The following is a 17,650-nucleotide window of genomic DNA, read 5'->3' on the forward strand; positions in this document are numbered from 1 at the left end:
GATGTTCGGGTATCCGTGTCGAGTGTTGGAAGTGCGCGCGCCGCATAACGGCGCGCTAAAGTTGGTTTACTGATCGGCCTGTTCGGCTAAGCGGGTGGGGTAGCGTTGGAAGATTTGGCTGACCGCGCTTTGGATTGCCGCGCGGGGGTTTTCCATGGCTTCTTTGCTTAGTTTGCCTTCGGCGACGCCTTCCCAGATAAGGCGTTTTTCGGCGGCATCGACCACATCGATATTTAAGGTGCCCACCTTGTAGTGGATGGTGTCGGTGTCAGTGCCGTAGACCGGAAAGCCCATATACAAACCCGAGCGATAGCCGTAGTAACCGTATGAGGCGGTCATGGATGGCGAGGTGCGCACATCGGTGCGGTTCTCGGTATTAGAGAAAAAGTTTACCAGCAGGTCTGGGTTATTTTCTGTATAGGTGTAGCCCAGTGATTCCATCTGCTCGCGCGCAGCAGCTTTAAAGTGCGAAGTCACCAGGGTGGAGTAGCCGTGTTTGTCGGTACCCAGAGGGTCGACAAAACTGAAAGTCTGGTAGGCGCTAAAATCGGCGTTGCGGTCAAAATCGCTGTTGATCTTGGGGCCGCTGGAGGCGCAGCCCGCCAGCACGAGCAGGGCGCCCAAGGTGACCAGTAGCCGGGTGGTTAGAGTGGAAAGCATAGGTTTCTCCTGCTTATTGAATAGTCAGTTCCAACATGATTGTTGCCACAGTATATCGGTATTTAGACGTTCCGTGGCGACAAAGGGTTCAATTGGGGCCCAAGATTTTTTGCCGGTGTGCGACAATGTGTCACAGCCTAAGGGCGGGCCCAGCCCGTACAATAGCCAGCTTTGGTATTTATCGGTTTTTAGGAGACAGTTTTCTATGCAACTCACGGTTTTGCGATGGGCCCCTCTGGCCGCCGCGGCGCTGGCTACTTGCGCCTCAGCCCACGAATCCATGCCCCGTCCCGAGTCCCACGCTCCGGCTGGGGTAATGGCGGACCATACCCACGCCAAGGGCGAGGTAATGACCGGTTACCGCTATCTGCGCACCAGCTACAGCGATACCTACTATGGCAGCGACACCGTGGAGGCCGCCGATTTGGCGGCCGCAGGCTACAGCATGATGGCCACCGGCATGACCATGGAAATGATTATGCTGGATATTATGTATGCGCCCACCGATAACCTGACCTTGATGTTGATGCCCATGTATATGCGCATGGATATGGAAATGGGAATGACCGGAATGGACGGCCAGGGTCACCATAATATGGACGGCATGGACGAGATGCCGGGTCACGGTACGCATGACATGCACCACAGTCACGGTACCTCGGGCTGGGGGGATACTAACGTTAGCGCCCTGTATAACTGGACCAACAATCCTAATCACCAATTTATTACTACTTTGGGGCTTAATTTACCCACGGGTAAAGTTGATATCAAAAACCCCGATGGCACCTTTGTGCACTACGGTATGCAGATAGGCTCGGGCACCTATGACTTAACCCCCTCAGCTACCTACACAGGCACGGCGGGCATTGTCAGCTGGGGCGCCCAGGGCAGCGCGGTTATCCGCCTGGAAGACGAGAACGATTCGGGCTATGCCCTGGGGGACAAATACGCCGCTACCGCCTGGGGGGCACTGCGCCTAGTGGATTGGTTAAGTCTGTCCGCTCGTGTGGAGTGGTCGGATCAGGATGCCATTAGCGGCCATTACAACGGTCCTCACAACCACTCCAGCCCGGCGGATATTCAGGCCAACTACGGCGGTGAGTTCCTGGATGCCGGAATCGGCATTAACACCGTGGTCACCGGTGGCGACTTTGCCGGGGTAAGGCTAGGCGTCGAGTGGATGACCCGCGTGGAGGAAGATTACAACGGTTATCAGCTGGGATTGGATGATGGGGTGAACGTTAGTTTGTCTTATGCGTTTTGATTGGCGATGTCGGACGTCTGAAGTCTGATGTCGGAGGCGAGTGGTAAAGCGTCGGACATCAGACATCTGTCATCAGACCGACTATCGCAAACTCTGCACAAACGTTAGCAGGATCAACGCCGGGCAAATAAAGCGCACATAAAAAGGCCAGATTTTCCAGAAGGCGGTTTGTTCGATTTCGGGGTGGCCCTTGCTTAACTCTTTTAGCAGCTGATTGCGCTGCAGGACCCAGCCGGCAAAGAGGCACAGGGCCACACCCAGCAGGGGTTGTCCGTACACGGTGGTCAGGGTGACTACGATATTAAACAGCGCATCAAACTGACTGACAATAATGGCGCTCAAACCAAAAATAACCCCGCCCGACAGGCAGGCTGCGACCGGGCGTGACAGCCCCCATCGTTCTACGCACACCGATACCGGTACCTCGAGCAGTGATATAGCCGAGGTGAGGGCGGCAATGCTCATCAGGGCAAAAAAGGCAATGGATAACCAGGTGCCTCTGGCGCCCATGGTGTCGAACAGGGCGGGCAGCACCTGAAAGATTAAATCGGGCCCGCCGATCAGCGCGCCGCTATCGGCGAATACCGCGACCCCCTTGGCGTGAGCCACGTAAATAGCGGGTAGGATTAGCAGCCCGGCGGTAAAGGCAAAGCCGGTATCCAGTAGGGTGACTGAAACGCCCATGCGCGGCAAATTGTCAGTGTCGCGCAAGTAAGAGCCGTAAATCAGCATGGTACCCACACCCAGCGACAGCGAGAAAAAGGCCTGTCCCATGGCGCTTAGAATTAACGCCGGGTCCAGAATATCCTCGGGGGTAGGGATTAGGTAGGCTTTTAAGCCATCGGCGGCGCCCGGTTGGGTAAATACGTAAATGATTAACCCCAGCAGCAGGGCAAACAGCAATGGCATTAAGCGCGTAGACCAGGCTTCAATGCCTTTTTCAACGCCGCGCGCGATAATCGCGATGGTCAGCACTGACATGATGGCGCAGACCATTAGGTTGCGCGCCATGGCGTTGGAACCCAGCCAGTCCGCCGCATTGTTTAGCCCCAGAGTATGCGCGGTGGGGGTCAAAAACTCGGCCAGCATCCAGCCGGCGACGATGGCGTAAAAGCTGAGAATTAACAGCGCCACCATCGCGGCGACAACACCGCAGAGCCATCCCGCGCGGCGCCCCAGGCGATGGGTGCTTAACCCCTCGAGAGCGGTAATGACATTGGCGCGCGAATAACGGCCAATGGTCAGCTCGGCCATAAGGGCCGGGTAGGCGAGGATAAAGGCCAGCACCAGATACACAAGCAGAAAGGCGCCGCCCCCATTACTGGCGGCCTGGGTGGGAAAGCTCCAGATATTTCCCAGACCCACCGCTGAGCCAGCTGCGGCTAATAAAAAGCCGATCTTACTGGAAAACTGTCCCCGCGCTTTGTTCATAGTGCTGATCCTGGGGCCGTTTGGGGGCTATTTCGCGTCGTGCTGAAACAAGCGTTGCTTTTGGCGGTTCCAGTCGCGCTCTTTTTCGGTTTCGCGCTTATCGTGCATCTGTTTACCCTTACCCAGGGCGATTTCCACTTTGATCAGGTGCTGTTTCCAGTACATGGCGGTGGCGACCACGGTATAGCCTTTCTGTTCGGCGGCTTGTTGGTACTTGGCGAGTTCGCGATCGTGCATCAGCAGTTTGCGCGAGCGCATGGGCTCGGCGACAAAGTGGGTCGATACCGTGGGCAGTGGCGCAAACTGGGCGCCCACTAGCCAGGCTTCACCATTTTGGAAAATAACGTAGGTGTCGGTCAGCTGCGCTTTGCCGGCGCGGGCACTTTTGACTTCCCAGCCCAGCAGCGAGATGCCAGCCTCCAGCCGATCTTGCAGCTGGTAATCGAACTTGGCTTTCTTGTTGAGTGCAATGGTGTTGCTGCCGGGTTTCTTTTTCGGTTTTTTCGCCATGAATAAATCACAATAGCTCGGTGAATGATGCGACCGGGCATTATAACGACAATCTGGGTGAGTGTCTGCGCCCGCTTTGTTGCGGGGCTGAGTTGCGGGTACAATTCCATTATTCCCTTACGAAAGGAGTAATGCGTGAGAAGAGCACAACAACACGCGATTTGGGGGCGTCGGGGCACATTTATCCTGGCCGCTACCGGGTCTGCTGTGGGTCTCGGCAACATTTGGAAGTTTCCTTACATTACCGGCGAAAACGGCGGCGGCGCCTTTGTGCTGATGTATTTGCTGTGTATTTGCCTGATCGGCCTGCCGGTGATGGTGGCCGAGGTGATGCTGGGGCGGCGCGGTCGCGCCAACCCGATTATGGCCATGGGTGAGGTGGCCCGCGAGTCGGGTAACAGCCGCGGCTGGACCCTGATTGGCTGGTGCAGTGTGGCCGCCGGTTTTATTATTCTGTCTTATTACAGTGTGATTGCCGGTTGGACGCTCGAGTATGTCACCACCGCTGCCCGAGGGGGCTTTGCGGGGTTTGACGGCGATGCCGCCACCAGCACGTTTTCCGCTTTGCAGGGGGATGTCAGCAAACTGGTGCGCTGGCAGACTGCCTTTTTATGTATGACGGCGCTGATTATTATGTTCGGCGTGACCCGTGGTCTGGAAACCGCGGTGCGCATCTTAATGCCGCTGTTGTTCGTGTTGTTATTTGTATTGCTGGGCTATGCGGCCTATGCCGGTGACTTTTCCGCAGGCTTTGGATTTTTGTTTAATTTCCGCTTTAGCGATTTATCCATGGAAGGTTTGTCGCTGGCGCTGGGCCATGCCTTTTTTACCCTGAGTTTGGGCATGGGGGCGATTATGGCCTACGGCTCGTATATGCCCCATAAAACCTCCATTATGAAAACCGTACTCACGGTGGGCTGCCTGGATACCCTGGTGGCTCTAACGGCAGGCATGGTGATATTCCCTATTGTCTTTGCCAGCCCTGGGGTCGAGCCGGGGGCCGGGCCGAGCTTAATGTTCATTAGCTTGCCTATTGTGTTTGGCTCAATGCCACTGGGGACGGTGTTTGGCACGGTGTTCTTTTTGCTTATTACCGTGGCGGCCTGGAGTTCAACCATTTCGCTGCTGGAGCCGGTGGTCGCCTATTTGTCCGAGCGCTTTCGCTTTCACCGTGTCTCGGCCAGTTTGCTCGTCGTTTCCTGCGCCTGGCTTTTGGGACTTACCACGGTGTTTTCTCTTAACCGTTGGCAAGATATGGATTTGCTGGCGGGGATGACGCCGTTTGATTTTAGTGCGTTTATTACCGAGCAAGTTTTGCTGCCGCTGGGCGCTTTAGCCATGGCGGTGTACGTGGGTTGGTTTATGAATAAACGCCCGCTGCGACGGGAGATGAAGCTGGATTCCGGCGTCTGGTTTGGACGCTGGTTGCGGGTGCTTCGCTATGTGTCACCGGCGCTGATTTTGGTGGTGTTTTTGTTGGGTATATTGGATAAATTTACGGGGTAAATGTGGGGCATCGTATAGAGCGCTCGGCAGAGGTGGAATACAGCTGCGAGCAAATGTTTGAGTTAGTGAATGATATCGAGGCCTACCCGGATTATATGGACGGCTGCCAGAGCGCTCAGGTGCTCGCGCGCGGCGACAGCTGGCTTGAGGCGCGTCTGTCGTTGGGGGTGGGCGGTATTGCACAAAGTTTTACCACCCGCAACCAGCTGCAGCCGCCGCATCGTATGACCATGCATTTGGTGGACGGCCCGTTTCGCAGTTTTGATGGTCAGTGGCGCTTTGAGCCCGCAGGCGAGGGGTGCAAGGTGACCCTAGAGCTGGAGTTTAGTTTGAAAAACCCGCTTCTGGCGATGGCGGTGAATAAAATGTTTGAGCAAATTGCCGCTTCACAGGTGCGCGCCCTGTGCGATCGCGCGCGGCATATACACGGCTGAGGTTCGAGAGATTGCAATGGCAGATTTGGATTTGATAACCGTCGAGGTGGCCTACGCCTTACCCGATCGGCAAAAAATTATCGAAGTATTAGTAGAGCCCGGCACCACGGCGTTTCAGGCGGCGGAGCGCTCGGGTATTGTTAAGGAATTTCCCGAAATTGACTTGGATACCGCCAAAATGGGCTTGTTTGGCCAGGCTATGGGCGTTAAAGGGTTAAAGCCACCGCGCGAGCATGAATTGCAAAGCGGTGACCGGGTTGAGATATATCGCCCGTTAAAGGCCGACCCCAAAGAAGTGCGCCGCCGCCGCGCCGAGAAAGCCAAGGGCACGGAAAAATAAAGCCTTGAAAAATAGTCGGGTGCTGTCGCTTGGCGACTGCTATATTTCCAGAGGCTTTACCAAAAGCGATTACCTAAGCCGATTAATTGCTGGAATCAGAGAATCCTTATGCATGGATATGGCCCGCCACCCATAATAAGATGGTTGTACGCTGCAATTCTCTTGCTGCTGAGTCTGGGCAGTTTTGCGCTGGGGCTGCGGCAGGAGTCGGGTTTGTGGTCGTATCTGGGGGCCGGGTTTGCCGGAGTTCTCATTTTCTTGCTGGGCCGTTGGTCTGGGCGTGTCGGCTTGCCCCGGTCGAGCGAGAACGGGCAAGTTGCACCATCGGTAGACAGTAGCGAGGTCGCCTATGGCACTCGCGAATGTTTACAGTTGGCGCTGGAAAATGGTCAGAGTGGCTATTGGCAGTGGGATATCCTTGCCGGAGAAGTCACTTTCTCGGATCACTGGAAGCATATGTTGGGGGCGGACCAGGCCGAGGCTCTGGAAGGTGACAAAGCGGAGTGGACCGAAAGGGTTCACCCCGATGACATCGAGGAGTGTAATGCCCGCTTATTAGCTCATGTAAAGGGGGATACCCCGCTATTCGAGCACGAACACCGTATTCGTGAGGTCTCGGGTGAGTATGTATGGTTTCTTACCCGGGGGCGGGTGATAAAGCGCGACCGCGATGGAAAGGCCTTGACCATGCTCGGGGTGTATACTCGCATTGACGAGCGCAAGCGCGGCGAGTTTATCGCGCAGAAACAACAGCAAGCGCTTAAAAAGCTAAACGACATTGCCTCTTTGCCGGGTACTTCGGCCAAAGAGTTATTGCGTCAAAGCTTAGTGTTAGGCGCCGAATATCTGGAGTTGCCGCTGGGTATCGTCAGTTACATTGAGGGCAATGACTACACGATTTTAGTGCAATGCTCTCCCCCGGATACTCTGAAAGACAATCAAAAATTTCACTTGCCCGAATGTTTCTGCGTCGAAACGTTACGCTACGGCGATGTATTGGCCTATCACCATGTGGCCGAGTCGAACCTGGCTAAGCACCCCTGCTATATCAGTACTCAGCTTGAAACCTATATCGGCGCACCGGTTTGGGTGGGTGATCAGCTGTATGGGACACTCAACTTTTCATCCCCCCATAAGCAGTCGCAACCTTTTAGCGAGCAGGCGCTGGACTTTGTCAGGCTAATGGCCCGCTGGGTGGGCGCGACCCTGGAGCGGGAATTCGCCAACCGCGAATATCGAGAATTATCCTCACGATTTAGCAAACTGTCAGACAGCTTGCCCGGCTGTGTTTGCCAATTTCAAATGCACCCGGATGGCAGTAGTTTTTTCGCTTACGCGAGTCGCGGTATAGAGGATATTTACGGAGTGACTCCCGAGCAGGCTAAGCAGTCCTCCGAAGCTGTGTTCGCCCGCATACACGCTGATGACGTTCCCCGTGTGGGTGAGAAAATTAAGTCGTCAGCCGAAAACTTGACCACCTGGAACGATATCTACAGGGTTAATCACCCTCGCAAGGGATTAATTTGGGTGCGGGGGCAAACCCAACCGGAAAAACTTTCAAATGGCGATGTTATCTGGCATGGCTACTTGTGGGATGTGACCGATGAAGTCGAAGCGGAAGCCAGTCGGCGCAGCTCTGACCGCTGGCGCCGAGCTATTTTAGACGCAACCAATGTGTCCTTTATTGCCACTGACCGCGAAGGCATCATCCGGACTTTTAATCAGGGGGCGGAAAAGCTATTAGGCTATAGCGCCGCTGAGGTCATTGGCAAGGTGCCAGTGGAAAGGTTTCACTGTTCGGCAGAGATAGAGGCGCGTATAGAGCAAGCGAGGCGCGAGGGGCAGGACGACGTTGAGACGCCCTTTGACGCCTTAATTTACCGGGCTCGACAAGGAATACCCGATGAAGAAGAGTGGCACTATAGGCGTGGAGACGGTTCTCTGGTATTGGTAAAGCTTAGTGTTACGGCGGTCGTCGATGACAAAGGGGCGCTTGAGGGGTATTTGGGCGTTGCCCAAGATATCTCCTTGTTGCGCACCCAAGAGGAGGCCTTGCGTAGCTACGCCGAGCGTACCCAGGCGATTCTCGATAACGCCGCTGATGGCATCGTGGTGGTAAATGATACCGGTAATATTGAAACCTTTAATCTTGCCGCTGAGAAGATTTTTGCGATTAATGCGGACGATGTGGTCGGGCGTAATTTCAATACGTTGATTAATGCAGCCGTTGAGAAGGACGACGAGGCCGTCAATTTGCCCTGGAATAATGCCCAGAGGGAATCCTCTAGCGCGGAATTCTCAGAGCGTGAAATACTCGCTTTGCGTGGCCAAGGGGAAACCTTTCCGATGGCACTGTCGTTGTCCGAGATTACGCACAACAATGAGTCGCAGTATATTGCCATTGTGCGTGATATTAGCGAAAGAAAGCGTATCGAGCAGTTAAAAAACGAGTTTATCGCTATCGTTAGTCACGAGTTGCGCACGCCCTTGACCGCTATCAGTGGTGCCCTGCGGCTGCTGGAAAGCGGGACCCTGGGCGGGCTTAGTGAGGCGCAAGTAAAAATGACAAGCATTGCCCACGCGAACAGCGAGCGATTAATTGCTCTGGTCAATGATCTGTTGGATATGGAGAAATTGGTAGCAGGTAAAATGACGTTTGCCAGTTGTCATCAAACCTTGCTCCCGCTACTGGAAAGGGCTTTGGAGAATTTAACTACCTTTGCCTCGCAAGCATCGGTAACCCTAACCTTGGATGAAAGGCCGTTGCGTCAGTTGATCGGCTCACGTACGGCTGTTGTCAATGTTGATGCGGTGCGTTTCGAGCAAGTCATGGCCAATCTGTTATCTAACGCGATTAAGTTTTCGCCCGCCGGGGCAGAAGTCAACGTGCGGGTTGAATGGCAGCCCGCTCAGGTGAAAATCAGCGTGATTGATTCCGGCCCCGGCATTCCCGATCAATTTAAGCCCCTTATTTTTCAAAAGTTCTCTCAGGTAGATACCTCCAGTACGCGGCGTAAAGGTGGTACCGGTTTGGGGTTGGCGATTAGCAAGCAAATAGTAGAGAAAATGTCGGGGCATATTGGTTTTACCTCCCGCGAGGGTGAAGGCGCATGCTTTTATGTGACTTTGCCTGCCTCTGTGGGGACTCAGCCAGCCACAGGTGATCCGCACGTCAAACCACGCGTACTACAGGTCGAAGATGACCGGTTTATGTTGGATTTGGTTGCCGCTATTACCGGGGAATCGTTTGAGTTGGTGCAGGTGGAAAACCTGGCAGAGGCGCGAGAGCTTTTGCATGAACAGGTGTTTGATTTGGTCATGCTGGACGTCCTGTTGCCCGATGGTGATGGCTTGAGCTTGCTGGAACCACTTAAGCTGAATGGTAACCCCTCAGTGCTGGTTGTCTCGCAGGTCAGTTTAAATCGCGCGCAGCGCCAGTCGGTATCGGGGTTTCTGGAAAAGAGCGAGCGTTTAACCGATTCTTTGGTACTATGGCTTGACCGTTGGTTAGCAGGCTGCTGAAAAACCCTTGCATGCTCAGCGAGGCCTGAAGCGTGCAGCTGTCGTGCCTTGTCTCGACGGACAGGGTGGTTCCCTTTCCTAGAGGCAAGGTGCGGCAGATGTGCGCTTCAGGCACCGCCCTGCGGGACTTCCAGGCTGGCCCGTACTCGTCGTTGCCACTTCTCGATGGGTGGGCACACACCTGCGAAGCGGCAACGACGAGTACGAGCCAGCCTGAAAGTCTGAGTACGTAAGGGTTTTCAGCAGCCTGCTAAAACAATTTTCGCACAGGGATCGATCTTGACTCATGAATATGCCCCGCCGTTTAGAAACCATTTTATACGTTGAAGATGAACCGGATATTCGCGCTATTGCCGAGCTGGCGCTGGAAACTGTCGGTGATTTTACTCTGCTGAGCTGTGAATCCGGCCGTCAAGCGCTGAAAACGGCCGAGCAGCAGCACCCCGATTTAATCTTGCTGGATGTCATGATGCCCGAGATGGATGGCCCGGAGGTGTTACAAAAGCTGCGCGAGTTGCCTGGTTTTGAGCTGATTCCCGCCGTATTTATGACGGCCAAAGTCCAGCCCGGCGAAGTTGCCGAATACATCAACATGGGGGCGGTCGATGTGATTGCTAAGCCTTTTGATCCTTTAACCCTGGCGGTTCAGATACAGGATATCTGGAATCGCCTTCAGCGCTAGCGGTGAGTATGAGTTCTGATAAAAAAGCAATAGTGGCGCAGAAGTTGAAGGCGCTAAGGGATGAGTATCGACAGAAACTCCCGCAGGCGTTGGCGCATATCTCTAATCTAGCCAATGAATACTTGAGCGATGAAACAGTGTTGCCAAGCCTGAAGCAGCAAGTTCATAAGCTTGCCGGCTCGGCGGGGACTTTTGGTTACTCTGAGCTAAGCCAAAGTGCGCGCGAGTTAGAGCTGCTTTTGCAGGGGTGGGAGCAACAACCTCCCGGCGAACAAGAGCGCAGTAAAGCGCTTAAGCACGCTCGGGCGCTCGATCAGTTTTTACAGGGGGCGGCCGAGCCGCAATCTCCCACTTCTTATCCCAGTTTTAAAGGCGATGAACCCGAGGTGGATCGTCTTATTTATTTAGTAGAAGACGATACGAGTCTGGCCGAAGAACTCAGCGCCACCTTAAATAGCTTTGGCTATCGAGTGCGGCATTTTACCAGCCCCAGCACTGCCGAGCCGGCCATTGTTGAACGACGCCCTGACTTTTTAATCGTCGATGTCATGTTTGCCGGTGAACAACGCCAGGGGCCCGACAGTATTCAGCAAATTCAGGAGAATATGGCCGATCCGCTACCGGTGGTGTTTATTTCCGGGCGCGACGATTTTGATGCCTACCTCGGCGCCGTCAGGGCTGGTGCGGTGGGGTATTTTGTTAAACCGTTGGACATTCCGCAGCTTATCGATTGCCTGGAAGCGCATTTAAAACTGCATCAAGCTGAGCCTTACCGAGTGCTAATTGTCGATGATGACGTCCTTTTGTCCCATCATTATCGCCTTCTGTTAGAAAGTGCCGGTATGCGGGTAGAGACGATTCAGGATCCGCGAAAAGTCCTGCAGGTGATGCGAGAGTTTCACCCCGAAGTGGTGTTGCTGGATTTGAACCTTCCCGATTGCCGTGGCTATGAGTTGGCGCAATTGATTCGCTTGCACTCGGAGTGGTTGCGTGTGGTCATTGCTTATTTATCCGCCGAGCAGGACGAATATCGGCAAATCCAGGCCATTCGCAATGGTGGTGAAGACTTTTTAACCAAGCCGATTTCCGATATGCGTCTGGTGAGTGCCGTGGCGGTGCGCGCAGCGCGTTCGCGCCAGCTAAGTGATGCCATTGATCGAGACAGCTTAACCGGCTTGCTCAAGCATGCCCGTATCAAAGAGGAAATTGCCTTAGAGCTGGAACGGGCGGCGAGGCAGGGCAAGCCCGTTAGTCTGGCAATGATTGATCTGGATTATTTTAAAAAGGTCAATGATACCTACGGCCATGGGGCTGGGGACAAGGTAATACGGGCCCTCGCGCAACTACTGCGTCAGAGGTTGCGCAAAACCGATAGTGTTGGGCGCTATGGAGGCGAGGAGTTTATCGCTCTGCTACCCGATTGCGACGCCGAATCGGCGTATACGCTGCTGGACAGCATTCGCGAGAATTTTGCAGCGCTAGGTTTTACCGGTGACTCAGGAGTGTTTAACGTGACCTTAAGCGCGGGGCTGGTAACCGTAAATGGTCAAAAAACAGATGGAGAAAAAGCCGTGAATATCGCCGATAAAGCCCTTTATGCGGCTAAAAGTGCCGGCCGTAACCAAGTGGCGGCCACCGAGGTGACCGCCCAGACGGATTTGTCAGACTAACCGTTGAGCCGTCTTCACCTAGCTATTGCTGGGAACTGGCGTGTCGGGCTCCAGATTGTTCTCGGGCAGTTCGTCGTCTTCGGGGGTGGGCTCGGGCAGGTTTTCGCCCTCGTAGTGGGTGTAGGTATCGCCGTCAAAATATACCGTCAAGGTACGCTTAAAAAAGCGGCCGTCACCGGTTTTAAGGCTATAGTAATAGTCCCAGCGATCATCGTTAAACATATCGTCGATCAAAGGGGTGCCCAGAATAAAGCGCACTTGGCGCTTGTTCATGCCCGGTTCCAGCTGACCGATCATTTCTTCGGTAATTACGTGGCCTTGCTGCACATTGATTTTGTGGACACCGGGAAACTGAAAATACTGACACCCCGCCAGCAAAAACAGACTACCAAGAATAAGAAGGGGCGCATGGATTATTTTCATTACAGGGGTTCCACTTGTTAAAATGAATGGGCGATAATACCTGATCACATTAAACACTGAGAAGAGCTGAGACGAAAAAATGGCCGACGAGAACCAAGAATTGCGCAAGGCGGGCCTTAAGGTCACTTTGCCACGGGTTAAGATTCTGCAAATGCTGGAATCTGCCGACGACCACCACATGAGCGCTGAAGATGTGTATAAAGCGCTAATGGAGGCCGGCGACGACGTCGGTTTAGCCACTGTCTACCGGGTGCTCACACAGTTTGAAAGTGCGGGCTTGGTGGTTCGTCATAACTTTGATGGCGGACACTCAGTGTTCGAGATCGCGCGCGGCGAGCACCACGATCACATGGTGTGCTTAGAGACCGGCCGGGTGATTGAGTTCCATAACGAGGAAATTGAAGAGCTGCAGAAGAAAATTGCCGCCGACCACGGTTACGACCTGGAAGATCACTCGCTGGTTTTGTACGTTAAACCCAGAGAGTCCTGATTTCGGGGCGCTTGGCGACAAAAAAATGTGCGATGTCGGACGAATCTGCAGTTGAGGGCTGATGTCCGACCTCGGATGACTGAGGCTTAAAGAGCTTTATGTCTTTTGGCCTGCAGCTGTAATCAGCGACATTTTCCTCAGACCTCATTTACCCCGCCCGCGCCAGCATCTGCTGGGCGTGGGCACGGGATTCTGCGGTAAGTTCCGCCCCGCCCAGCATTCGCGCTAACTCCTCTACCTTTTCATTATTCGACAGCTCCACCAGAGCCGTTTCGGCTTTTTTCGCGCTGCTGCTTTTGCTTACTCGCAAGTGCTGGTGCCCTTTGCTGGCCACCTGGGCCAGGTGGGTAACACACAAAATTTGTCCCCGCGCCGCGAGTTTGCGCAGCAGTTGCCCCACCGTATCGGCGGTGGCGCCACCAATGCCCACATCTACCTCATCAAAAACTAAGCTGGGAATAGCGCTGTGCTCGGCCGCCACCACCTGAATCGCCAAGCTGACCCGCGACAGTTCGCCCCCGGAGGCGACCTTGGCCAGGGGGGCAGGCGGTTGGCCCGGGTTGGTGCTGATCAAAAACTCGATATCTTCCACGCCATGTGGGGTGGGGCGATCGCTGCGATCAGTCATTTGCACGGTCAGGCGAGCGTGCTCCATAGAAAGCTGTTTGAGGTGCTGGTTGACCTTTTTCGCCAGTGCCAAGCCGGCCTTGTGGCGGCCTTGGGTCAGTTTTTGGGACAGGGCGCGGTAGTCTTGCTCCAATGCTTTTACCTCTTGCTCCAGAACCTCGATCTGTTCATCGCCGCCGCCCAGCTCCTGCACTTCCTGGCCCAGCGTCTCGTGAATTTGCGGTAATTGCCCGGGTTCTACCCGATGCTTGCGGGCAATGTCGTAAATGGCGGATAAGCGTTCGTCTATTTCTGCGAGGCGCATAGGGTCCAGGCTAAAGCTGTCGGTAAAGTGCTCGACACTGCGCAGTGCCTCCTGGATTTGGATCTGCGCTTCGTCCAGTAGCTGTTCCGCCTCTTTGAGCGTATCGGGCTTTTCTTTGAGTGGCCGCAGTAGCTGCAACGCGCGGTGAATACCCACCTGCAGACCCATTTCGTCATCGTTGCCCAGCTCGGTCAGCTGGCTGGCAGCGCGCAGCAGGCTTTCTGCCTCGGCTAAAGTGCGCTGCTCCTGCTCCAGGCTATCGAGCTCACCGTCGGTCAGGGCCAGTTGGTCCAGCTCTTCCACCTGGTAGGAGATAAGCTGGTAGCGTTCATTCAGCTCATCGGCGTTGGCCAGGCGCTCATTTAGCCAGTCTTTCTTGTGGCGCCAGGCTTTAAACGCGGTGCTAACCTGAGCGGCCAGAGTCGTGTGGCCGGCGTATTCATCCAGCAGGCGGCGATGGTTGTCTTTGACCAGCAGCGATTGATGTTCGTGCTGGCTGTGGATGTCCATCAGCATATCGCCCAGCACCTTTAATTGCGCCAGAGTGGCGGGGTGACCGTTGATATAAGCCTTAGAGCGCCCTTCGGCGCTTAACGTGCGGCGCAGCAGGCACTCGGCCGGGTGTTCGGTTTGATCCAATTCATGCTCTTGCAGCCAGGTGCGGGCGCGTTCAATCTGGCTTAGGTCGAAGGTGGCGCTAATGTCGGCCCGTTTGGCGCCGTGGCGCACGCGGCTGGCGTCGGCCCGGTCCCCCAGGGCTTGCCCCAGGGCCTCCAGCAAGACTGATTTGCCCGCCCCGGTTTCCCCGGTAATCACCGTCATACCCGCTTTAAAGTCCAGATCGAGACGCTCGACCAGGGTGAAATTCTGTACGCTCAGTTGTGTCAGCATAATCGGCTCCGACCAAGGCTCTTTTCTGGTTATTTATACAGTATTTTTTGGGCGTATACCAGAGAATGGCGGCGGGGGCTTGAAAAGCCAAAGGTTATCCCCAACTCCCCCCGCATACCCCTGATAATTTCCCAATTGGTAAGAGGCAGTCAAGGTGACAGAGCAAGAGCACAAAGATCAAGTGGAACCCGAAGTGGAAGCCGAGCAGGCGCAGCAGGCCGAGCAAGAAGAGGCCGTGGATGTGGAGATTTCGGATCAGAGCGCCCAGGTTCAAGAGCTGAGCGAAGCGCTGGAAAGCGCCAAGGAGCAAACCCTGCGCGCTCAGGCCGAGTTGCACAATGTGCGTCGTCGGGCCGAGGCCGATGTGGAAAAAGCGCACAAATTTGGGCAAGAGAAAATAGTCGCCGACTTGCTTCCGGTGGTGGATAACCTGGAGCGGGCGCTGGCGAACATCGATACCGAAAACGAAGCTAATAAAGCTATTGTGGAAGGTATTGAGCTGACCTTGAAGTCGTTTATCGACACCCTGGTCAAGCATAAGGTGGAACCGGTAGACCCTGCAGGCGAGCCGTTCAACCCCGAACTGCACCAGGCCATGTCCATGATTGAGAACCCGGATGTCGAGCCCAACACCGTGCTCGAGGTGTTCCAGAAAGGTTACACCCTGCACGGCCGCTTAGTGCGCCCGGCTATGGTGGTAGTGGCCAAGGCTTAAGCCCACAAAGTGTAAGGTTTTTGCGGAACCGGCCTTGAAAACTCTCGACGGGTTCCCATATAGGCATTAACGACTGAACGGGCCGCTAGGCGGCTTAACAATGAACATACGCTGACCGACGGATAGGTCGCTGCTTTACGAAAAGTAGAGCCAGTTGCGGTCAGCAGCAACACTAGGAGACTTATTTTTATGGGCAAGATTATTGGTATTGACTTGGGTACCACCAACTCGTGTGTATCCGTGCTTGAAGGTGATAAAGCCAAGGTTATTGAAAACTCTGAAGGCGATCGCACCACTCCGTCCATCGTTGCGTTTACCAACGACGACGAAATTCTGGTAGGTCAGAGCGCTAAGCGTCAGGCGGTGACCAACCCCAACAACACCCTGTATGCGGTGAAGCGTTTGATCGGCCGCAAGTTTAAAGACGATGTCGTGCAAAAAGACATCAAAATGGTGCCTTACTCCATTGTTGAGGCAGACAACGGCGATGCTTGGGTTGAGGTAAAAGGCGACAAGAAAGCGCCGCCGCAAATCTCGGCCGAAGTGCTGAAGAAGATGAAAAAGACCGCCGAGGACTACCTGGGCGAAGCGGTCACCGAAGCGGTGATTACGGTACCGGCTTACTTCAACGACTCGCAACGTCAGGCGACCAAAGACGCCGGTAAAATTGCGGGCCTGGAAGTTAAGCGTATTATCAACGAGCCCACCGCGGCCGCTCTGGCTTACGGTATGGACCAGAAAAAAGGTGACCGCACCATTGCCGTGTACGACTTAGGTGGTGGTACTTTCGATATCTCGATTATCGAAATCGCCGATGTGGATGGCGAGCATCAGTTCGAAGTGCTGTCGACCAACGGTGACACCTTCTTAGGTGGTGAGGACTTTGACCTGCGCCTGATTGACTATCTGGCCGACGAGTTCAAAAAAGAGCAGGGCATTGACCTGCACAATGATCCGCTGGCTCTGCAGCGCTTAAAAGAAGCGGCGGAAAAAGCCAAGATCGAGCTGTCTTCCAGCCAGCAGACCGAAGTGAATCTGCCTTACATTACCGCAGACAACACAGGTCCTAAGCACTTGGTGGTCAAGCTGTCGCGCGCCAAGCTGGAGTCTCTGGTAGAAGAGCTGGTAACCCGCTCGCTGGAGCCGGTAAAAATGGCGATCAAAGACGCCGATGTATCGGTTAGCGATATCAGCGATGTGATTTTGGTGGGTGGTCAAACCCGTATGCCCATGGTGCAAAAAGCCGTGGCGGACTTCTTCGGCAAAGACCCGCGCAAAGACGTGAACCCCGACGAGGCCGTCGCCATGGGCGCTGCCATTCAGGGTGCGGTACTGGCCGGTGATGTAAAAGACGTCTTGCTGTTGGATGTGACTCCGCTGACCCTGGGTATTGAAACCATGGGCGGTGTGGCGACTCCGCTGATCGAGAAAAACACCACCATCCCGACCAAAAAGTCGCAGGTGTTCTCGACTGCCGAAGACAACCAAACCGCGGTAACCATTCACGTGGTTCAGGGCGAGCGCAAGCAAGCGGTGCAGAACAAGTCGCTGGGTCGTTTTGATCTGGCCGATATTCCACCCGCAGCGCGCGGCATGCCGCAAATTGAAGTGACCTTTGATATCGACGCCAACGGTATTTTGAACGTGGGCGCCAAAGACAAGGCCACCGGCAAAGAGCAGTCTATTGTGATTAAGGCCTCTTCGGGCTTGTCCGATGACGAAATCGAGCAAATGGTGAAAGACGCAGAGGCCAATGCCGAAGCGGATAAGAAGTTCGAGAAACTGGTCACCGCGCGCAACTCGCTGGATGGTTTGATTGCGGCGACGCAAAAAACTCTGAAAGAGGCGGGCGACAAAGCCACCGACGAAGAGAAGTCGGCCATTGAAGCGGCGATTGCCGAAGCCGAAGAAGCGGTGAAAGGCGATGACGTTGACGCGATGGAAGCGGCCACCACTAAACTGACCGAAGCGTCTGGTTCGCTGGCTCAGAAGATGTACGCCGAGCAACAGCAGCAAGAACAAGCCGGCGGCGCGGAAGGCGCATCTGCAGGCGAGCAAAACGCTGACGACGGCGTGGTCGATGCCGAGTTTGAAGAAGTTAAAGACGACGAGAAAAAGTAAGCGTCCCTTTAGCGCTGGCCGACACCTGTCGGCCCCAAACTCACAGCGAATGCGGGCGGG

15 protein-coding genes are annotated in these 17,650 nt (G+C 54.7%); 10 read left to right on the forward strand and 5 right to left on the reverse strand.

All coding sequences use genetic code 11. From position 1 onward, the window contains the following. Window positions 1–66 precede the first annotated feature (66 nt). Window positions 67–660 carry a DUF4136 domain-containing protein gene (locus M6D89_RS00820; RefSeq protein WP_253966132.1) on the reverse strand — a complete coding sequence of 198 codons (594 nt, stop codon included), beginning with the start codon at window positions 658–660 and terminating at the stop codon, window positions 67–69. A gap of 205 nt (window positions 661–865) precedes the next feature. On the opposite strand from M6D89_RS00820, the gene M6D89_RS00825 reads away from it, so the two are divergent. Then, window positions 866–1,924 (forward strand): transporter, encoded by a 1,059-nt coding sequence (locus tag M6D89_RS00825; protein ID WP_253966133.1) that lies wholly within the window; start codon window positions 866–868, stop codon window positions 1,922–1,924. Between the two features lie 81 nt (window positions 1,925–2,005). Here M6D89_RS00825 and M6D89_RS00830 read toward each other — a convergent pair whose 3' ends face one another. Next, window positions 2,006–3,355 (reverse strand): sodium-dependent transporter, encoded by a 1,350-nt coding sequence (locus M6D89_RS00830; protein ID WP_253966134.1) that lies wholly within the window; start codon window positions 3,353–3,355, stop codon window positions 2,006–2,008. 27 nt (window positions 3,356–3,382) lie between these two features. Beyond that, window positions 3,383–3,865, reverse strand: coding sequence for an SsrA-binding protein SmpB (gene smpB, locus M6D89_RS00835; RefSeq protein ID WP_253966135.1), 483 nt, complete (start codon window positions 3,863–3,865; stop codon window positions 3,383–3,385). Between the two features lie 135 nt (window positions 3,866–4,000). Between smpB and M6D89_RS00840 the strand changes: the two genes are divergently transcribed. The 6 genes from M6D89_RS00840 (at window position 4,001) to M6D89_RS00865 (ending at window position 12,019) form a co-directional block, all read left to right on the forward strand. Next, the gene (locus tag M6D89_RS00840; protein ID WP_253966136.1) at window positions 4,001–5,371 is read left to right on the forward strand and encodes a sodium-dependent transporter; all 1,371 of its coding nucleotides are present in this window, start codon (window positions 4,001–4,003) and stop codon (window positions 5,369–5,371) included. Between the two features lie 2 nt (window positions 5,372–5,373). Next, on the forward strand, window positions 5,374–5,805 hold the full coding sequence (locus M6D89_RS00845) for a type II toxin-antitoxin system RatA family toxin (protein ID WP_253966137.1): 432 nt from the start codon (window positions 5,374–5,376) through the stop codon (window positions 5,803–5,805). Window positions 5,806–5,821: 16 nt separating this feature from the next. After that, on the forward strand, window positions 5,822–6,145 hold the full coding sequence (locus tag M6D89_RS00850; RefSeq protein ID WP_253966138.1) for an RnfH family protein: 324 nt from the start codon (window positions 5,822–5,824) through the stop codon (window positions 6,143–6,145). A 144-nt stretch (window positions 6,146–6,289) separates the two neighbouring features. Continuing rightward, window positions 6,290–9,667 (forward strand): PAS domain S-box protein, encoded by a 3,378-nt coding sequence (locus M6D89_RS00855; RefSeq protein WP_253966139.1) that lies wholly within the window; start codon window positions 6,290–6,292, stop codon window positions 9,665–9,667. A gap of 286 nt (window positions 9,668–9,953) precedes the next feature. Then, window positions 9,954–10,349 carry a response regulator gene (locus M6D89_RS00860; protein ID WP_253966140.1) on the forward strand — a complete coding sequence of 132 codons (396 nt, stop codon included), beginning with the start codon at window positions 9,954–9,956 and terminating at the stop codon, window positions 10,347–10,349. An 8-nt stretch (window positions 10,350–10,357) separates the two neighbouring features. Then, window positions 10,358–12,019 carry a diguanylate cyclase gene (locus M6D89_RS00865; protein WP_253966141.1) on the forward strand — a complete coding sequence of 554 codons (1,662 nt, stop codon included), beginning with the start codon at window positions 10,358–10,360 and terminating at the stop codon, window positions 12,017–12,019. Between the two features lie 18 nt (window positions 12,020–12,037). Here M6D89_RS00865 and M6D89_RS00870 read toward each other — a convergent pair whose 3' ends face one another. Beyond that, window positions 12,038–12,442 (reverse strand): outer membrane protein assembly factor BamE, encoded by a 405-nt coding sequence (locus M6D89_RS00870; protein WP_253966142.1) that lies wholly within the window; start codon window positions 12,440–12,442, stop codon window positions 12,038–12,040. A 79-nt stretch (window positions 12,443–12,521) separates the two neighbouring features. On the opposite strand from M6D89_RS00870, the gene fur reads away from it, so the two are divergent. Beyond that, window positions 12,522–12,932, forward strand: coding sequence for a ferric iron uptake transcriptional regulator (gene fur, locus M6D89_RS00875; RefSeq protein ID WP_253966143.1), 411 nt, complete (start codon window positions 12,522–12,524; stop codon window positions 12,930–12,932). 148 nt (window positions 12,933–13,080) lie between these two features. Here fur and recN read toward each other — a convergent pair whose 3' ends face one another. After that, window positions 13,081–14,754: a DNA repair protein RecN gene (gene recN, locus M6D89_RS00880; RefSeq protein WP_253966144.1), complete on the reverse strand. Its 1,674-nt coding sequence runs from the start codon at window positions 14,752–14,754 to the stop codon at window positions 13,081–13,083. Between the two features lie 154 nt (window positions 14,755–14,908). Here recN and grpE point away from each other — a divergent pair, with 154 nt between their 5' ends. Then, window positions 14,909–15,469 carry a nucleotide exchange factor GrpE gene (gene grpE, locus M6D89_RS00885; RefSeq protein WP_253966145.1) on the forward strand — a complete coding sequence of 187 codons (561 nt, stop codon included), beginning with the start codon at window positions 14,909–14,911 and terminating at the stop codon, window positions 15,467–15,469. A gap of 189 nt (window positions 15,470–15,658) precedes the next feature. Then, window positions 15,659–17,590: a molecular chaperone DnaK gene (gene dnaK, locus M6D89_RS00890; RefSeq protein WP_253966146.1), complete on the forward strand. Its 1,932-nt coding sequence runs from the start codon at window positions 15,659–15,661 to the stop codon at window positions 17,588–17,590. Window positions 17,591–17,650: the final 60 nt, after the last annotated feature.

The organism is Gilvimarinus xylanilyticus (assembly GCF_024195295.1).
GTDB classification, from domain to species: domain Bacteria; phylum Pseudomonadota; class Gammaproteobacteria; order Pseudomonadales; family Cellvibrionaceae; genus Gilvimarinus; species Gilvimarinus xylanilyticus.

What these genes read in the sequence shown, in the direction of transcription:
- M6D89_RS00830 (WP_253966134.1), bottom strand. Translation starts at nt 3,355, where the DNA reads ATGAACAAAGCGCGGGGACAGTTTTCCAGTAAGATCGGCTTTTTATTA.
- dnaK (WP_253966146.1), top strand. Translation starts at nt 15,659, where the DNA reads ATGGGCAAGATTATTGGTATTGACTTGGGTACCACCAACTCGTGTGTA.
- M6D89_RS00820 (WP_253966132.1), bottom strand. Translation starts at nt 660, where the DNA reads ATGCTTTCCACTCTAACCACCCGGCTACTGGTCACCTTGGGCGCCCTG.
- M6D89_RS00865 (WP_253966141.1), top strand. Translation starts at nt 10,358, where the DNA reads ATGAGTTCTGATAAAAAAGCAATAGTGGCGCAGAAGTTGAAGGCGCTA.
- M6D89_RS00850 (WP_253966138.1), top strand. Translation starts at nt 5,822, where the DNA reads ATGGCAGATTTGGATTTGATAACCGTCGAGGTGGCCTACGCCTTACCC.
- smpB (WP_253966135.1), bottom strand. Translation starts at nt 3,865, where the DNA reads ATGGCGAAAAAACCGAAAAAGAAACCCGGCAGCAACACCATTGCACTC.
- recN (WP_253966144.1), bottom strand. Translation starts at nt 14,754, where the DNA reads ATGCTGACACAACTGAGCGTACAGAATTTCACCCTGGTCGAGCGTCTC.
- fur (WP_253966143.1), top strand. Translation starts at nt 12,522, where the DNA reads ATGGCCGACGAGAACCAAGAATTGCGCAAGGCGGGCCTTAAGGTCACT.
- M6D89_RS00825 (WP_253966133.1), top strand. Translation starts at nt 866, where the DNA reads ATGCAACTCACGGTTTTGCGATGGGCCCCTCTGGCCGCCGCGGCGCTG.
- M6D89_RS00860 (WP_253966140.1), top strand. Translation starts at nt 9,954, where the DNA reads ATGAATATGCCCCGCCGTTTAGAAACCATTTTATACGTTGAAGATGAA.
- M6D89_RS00870 (WP_253966142.1), bottom strand. Translation starts at nt 12,442, where the DNA reads ATGAAAATAATCCATGCGCCCCTTCTTATTCTTGGTAGTCTGTTTTTG.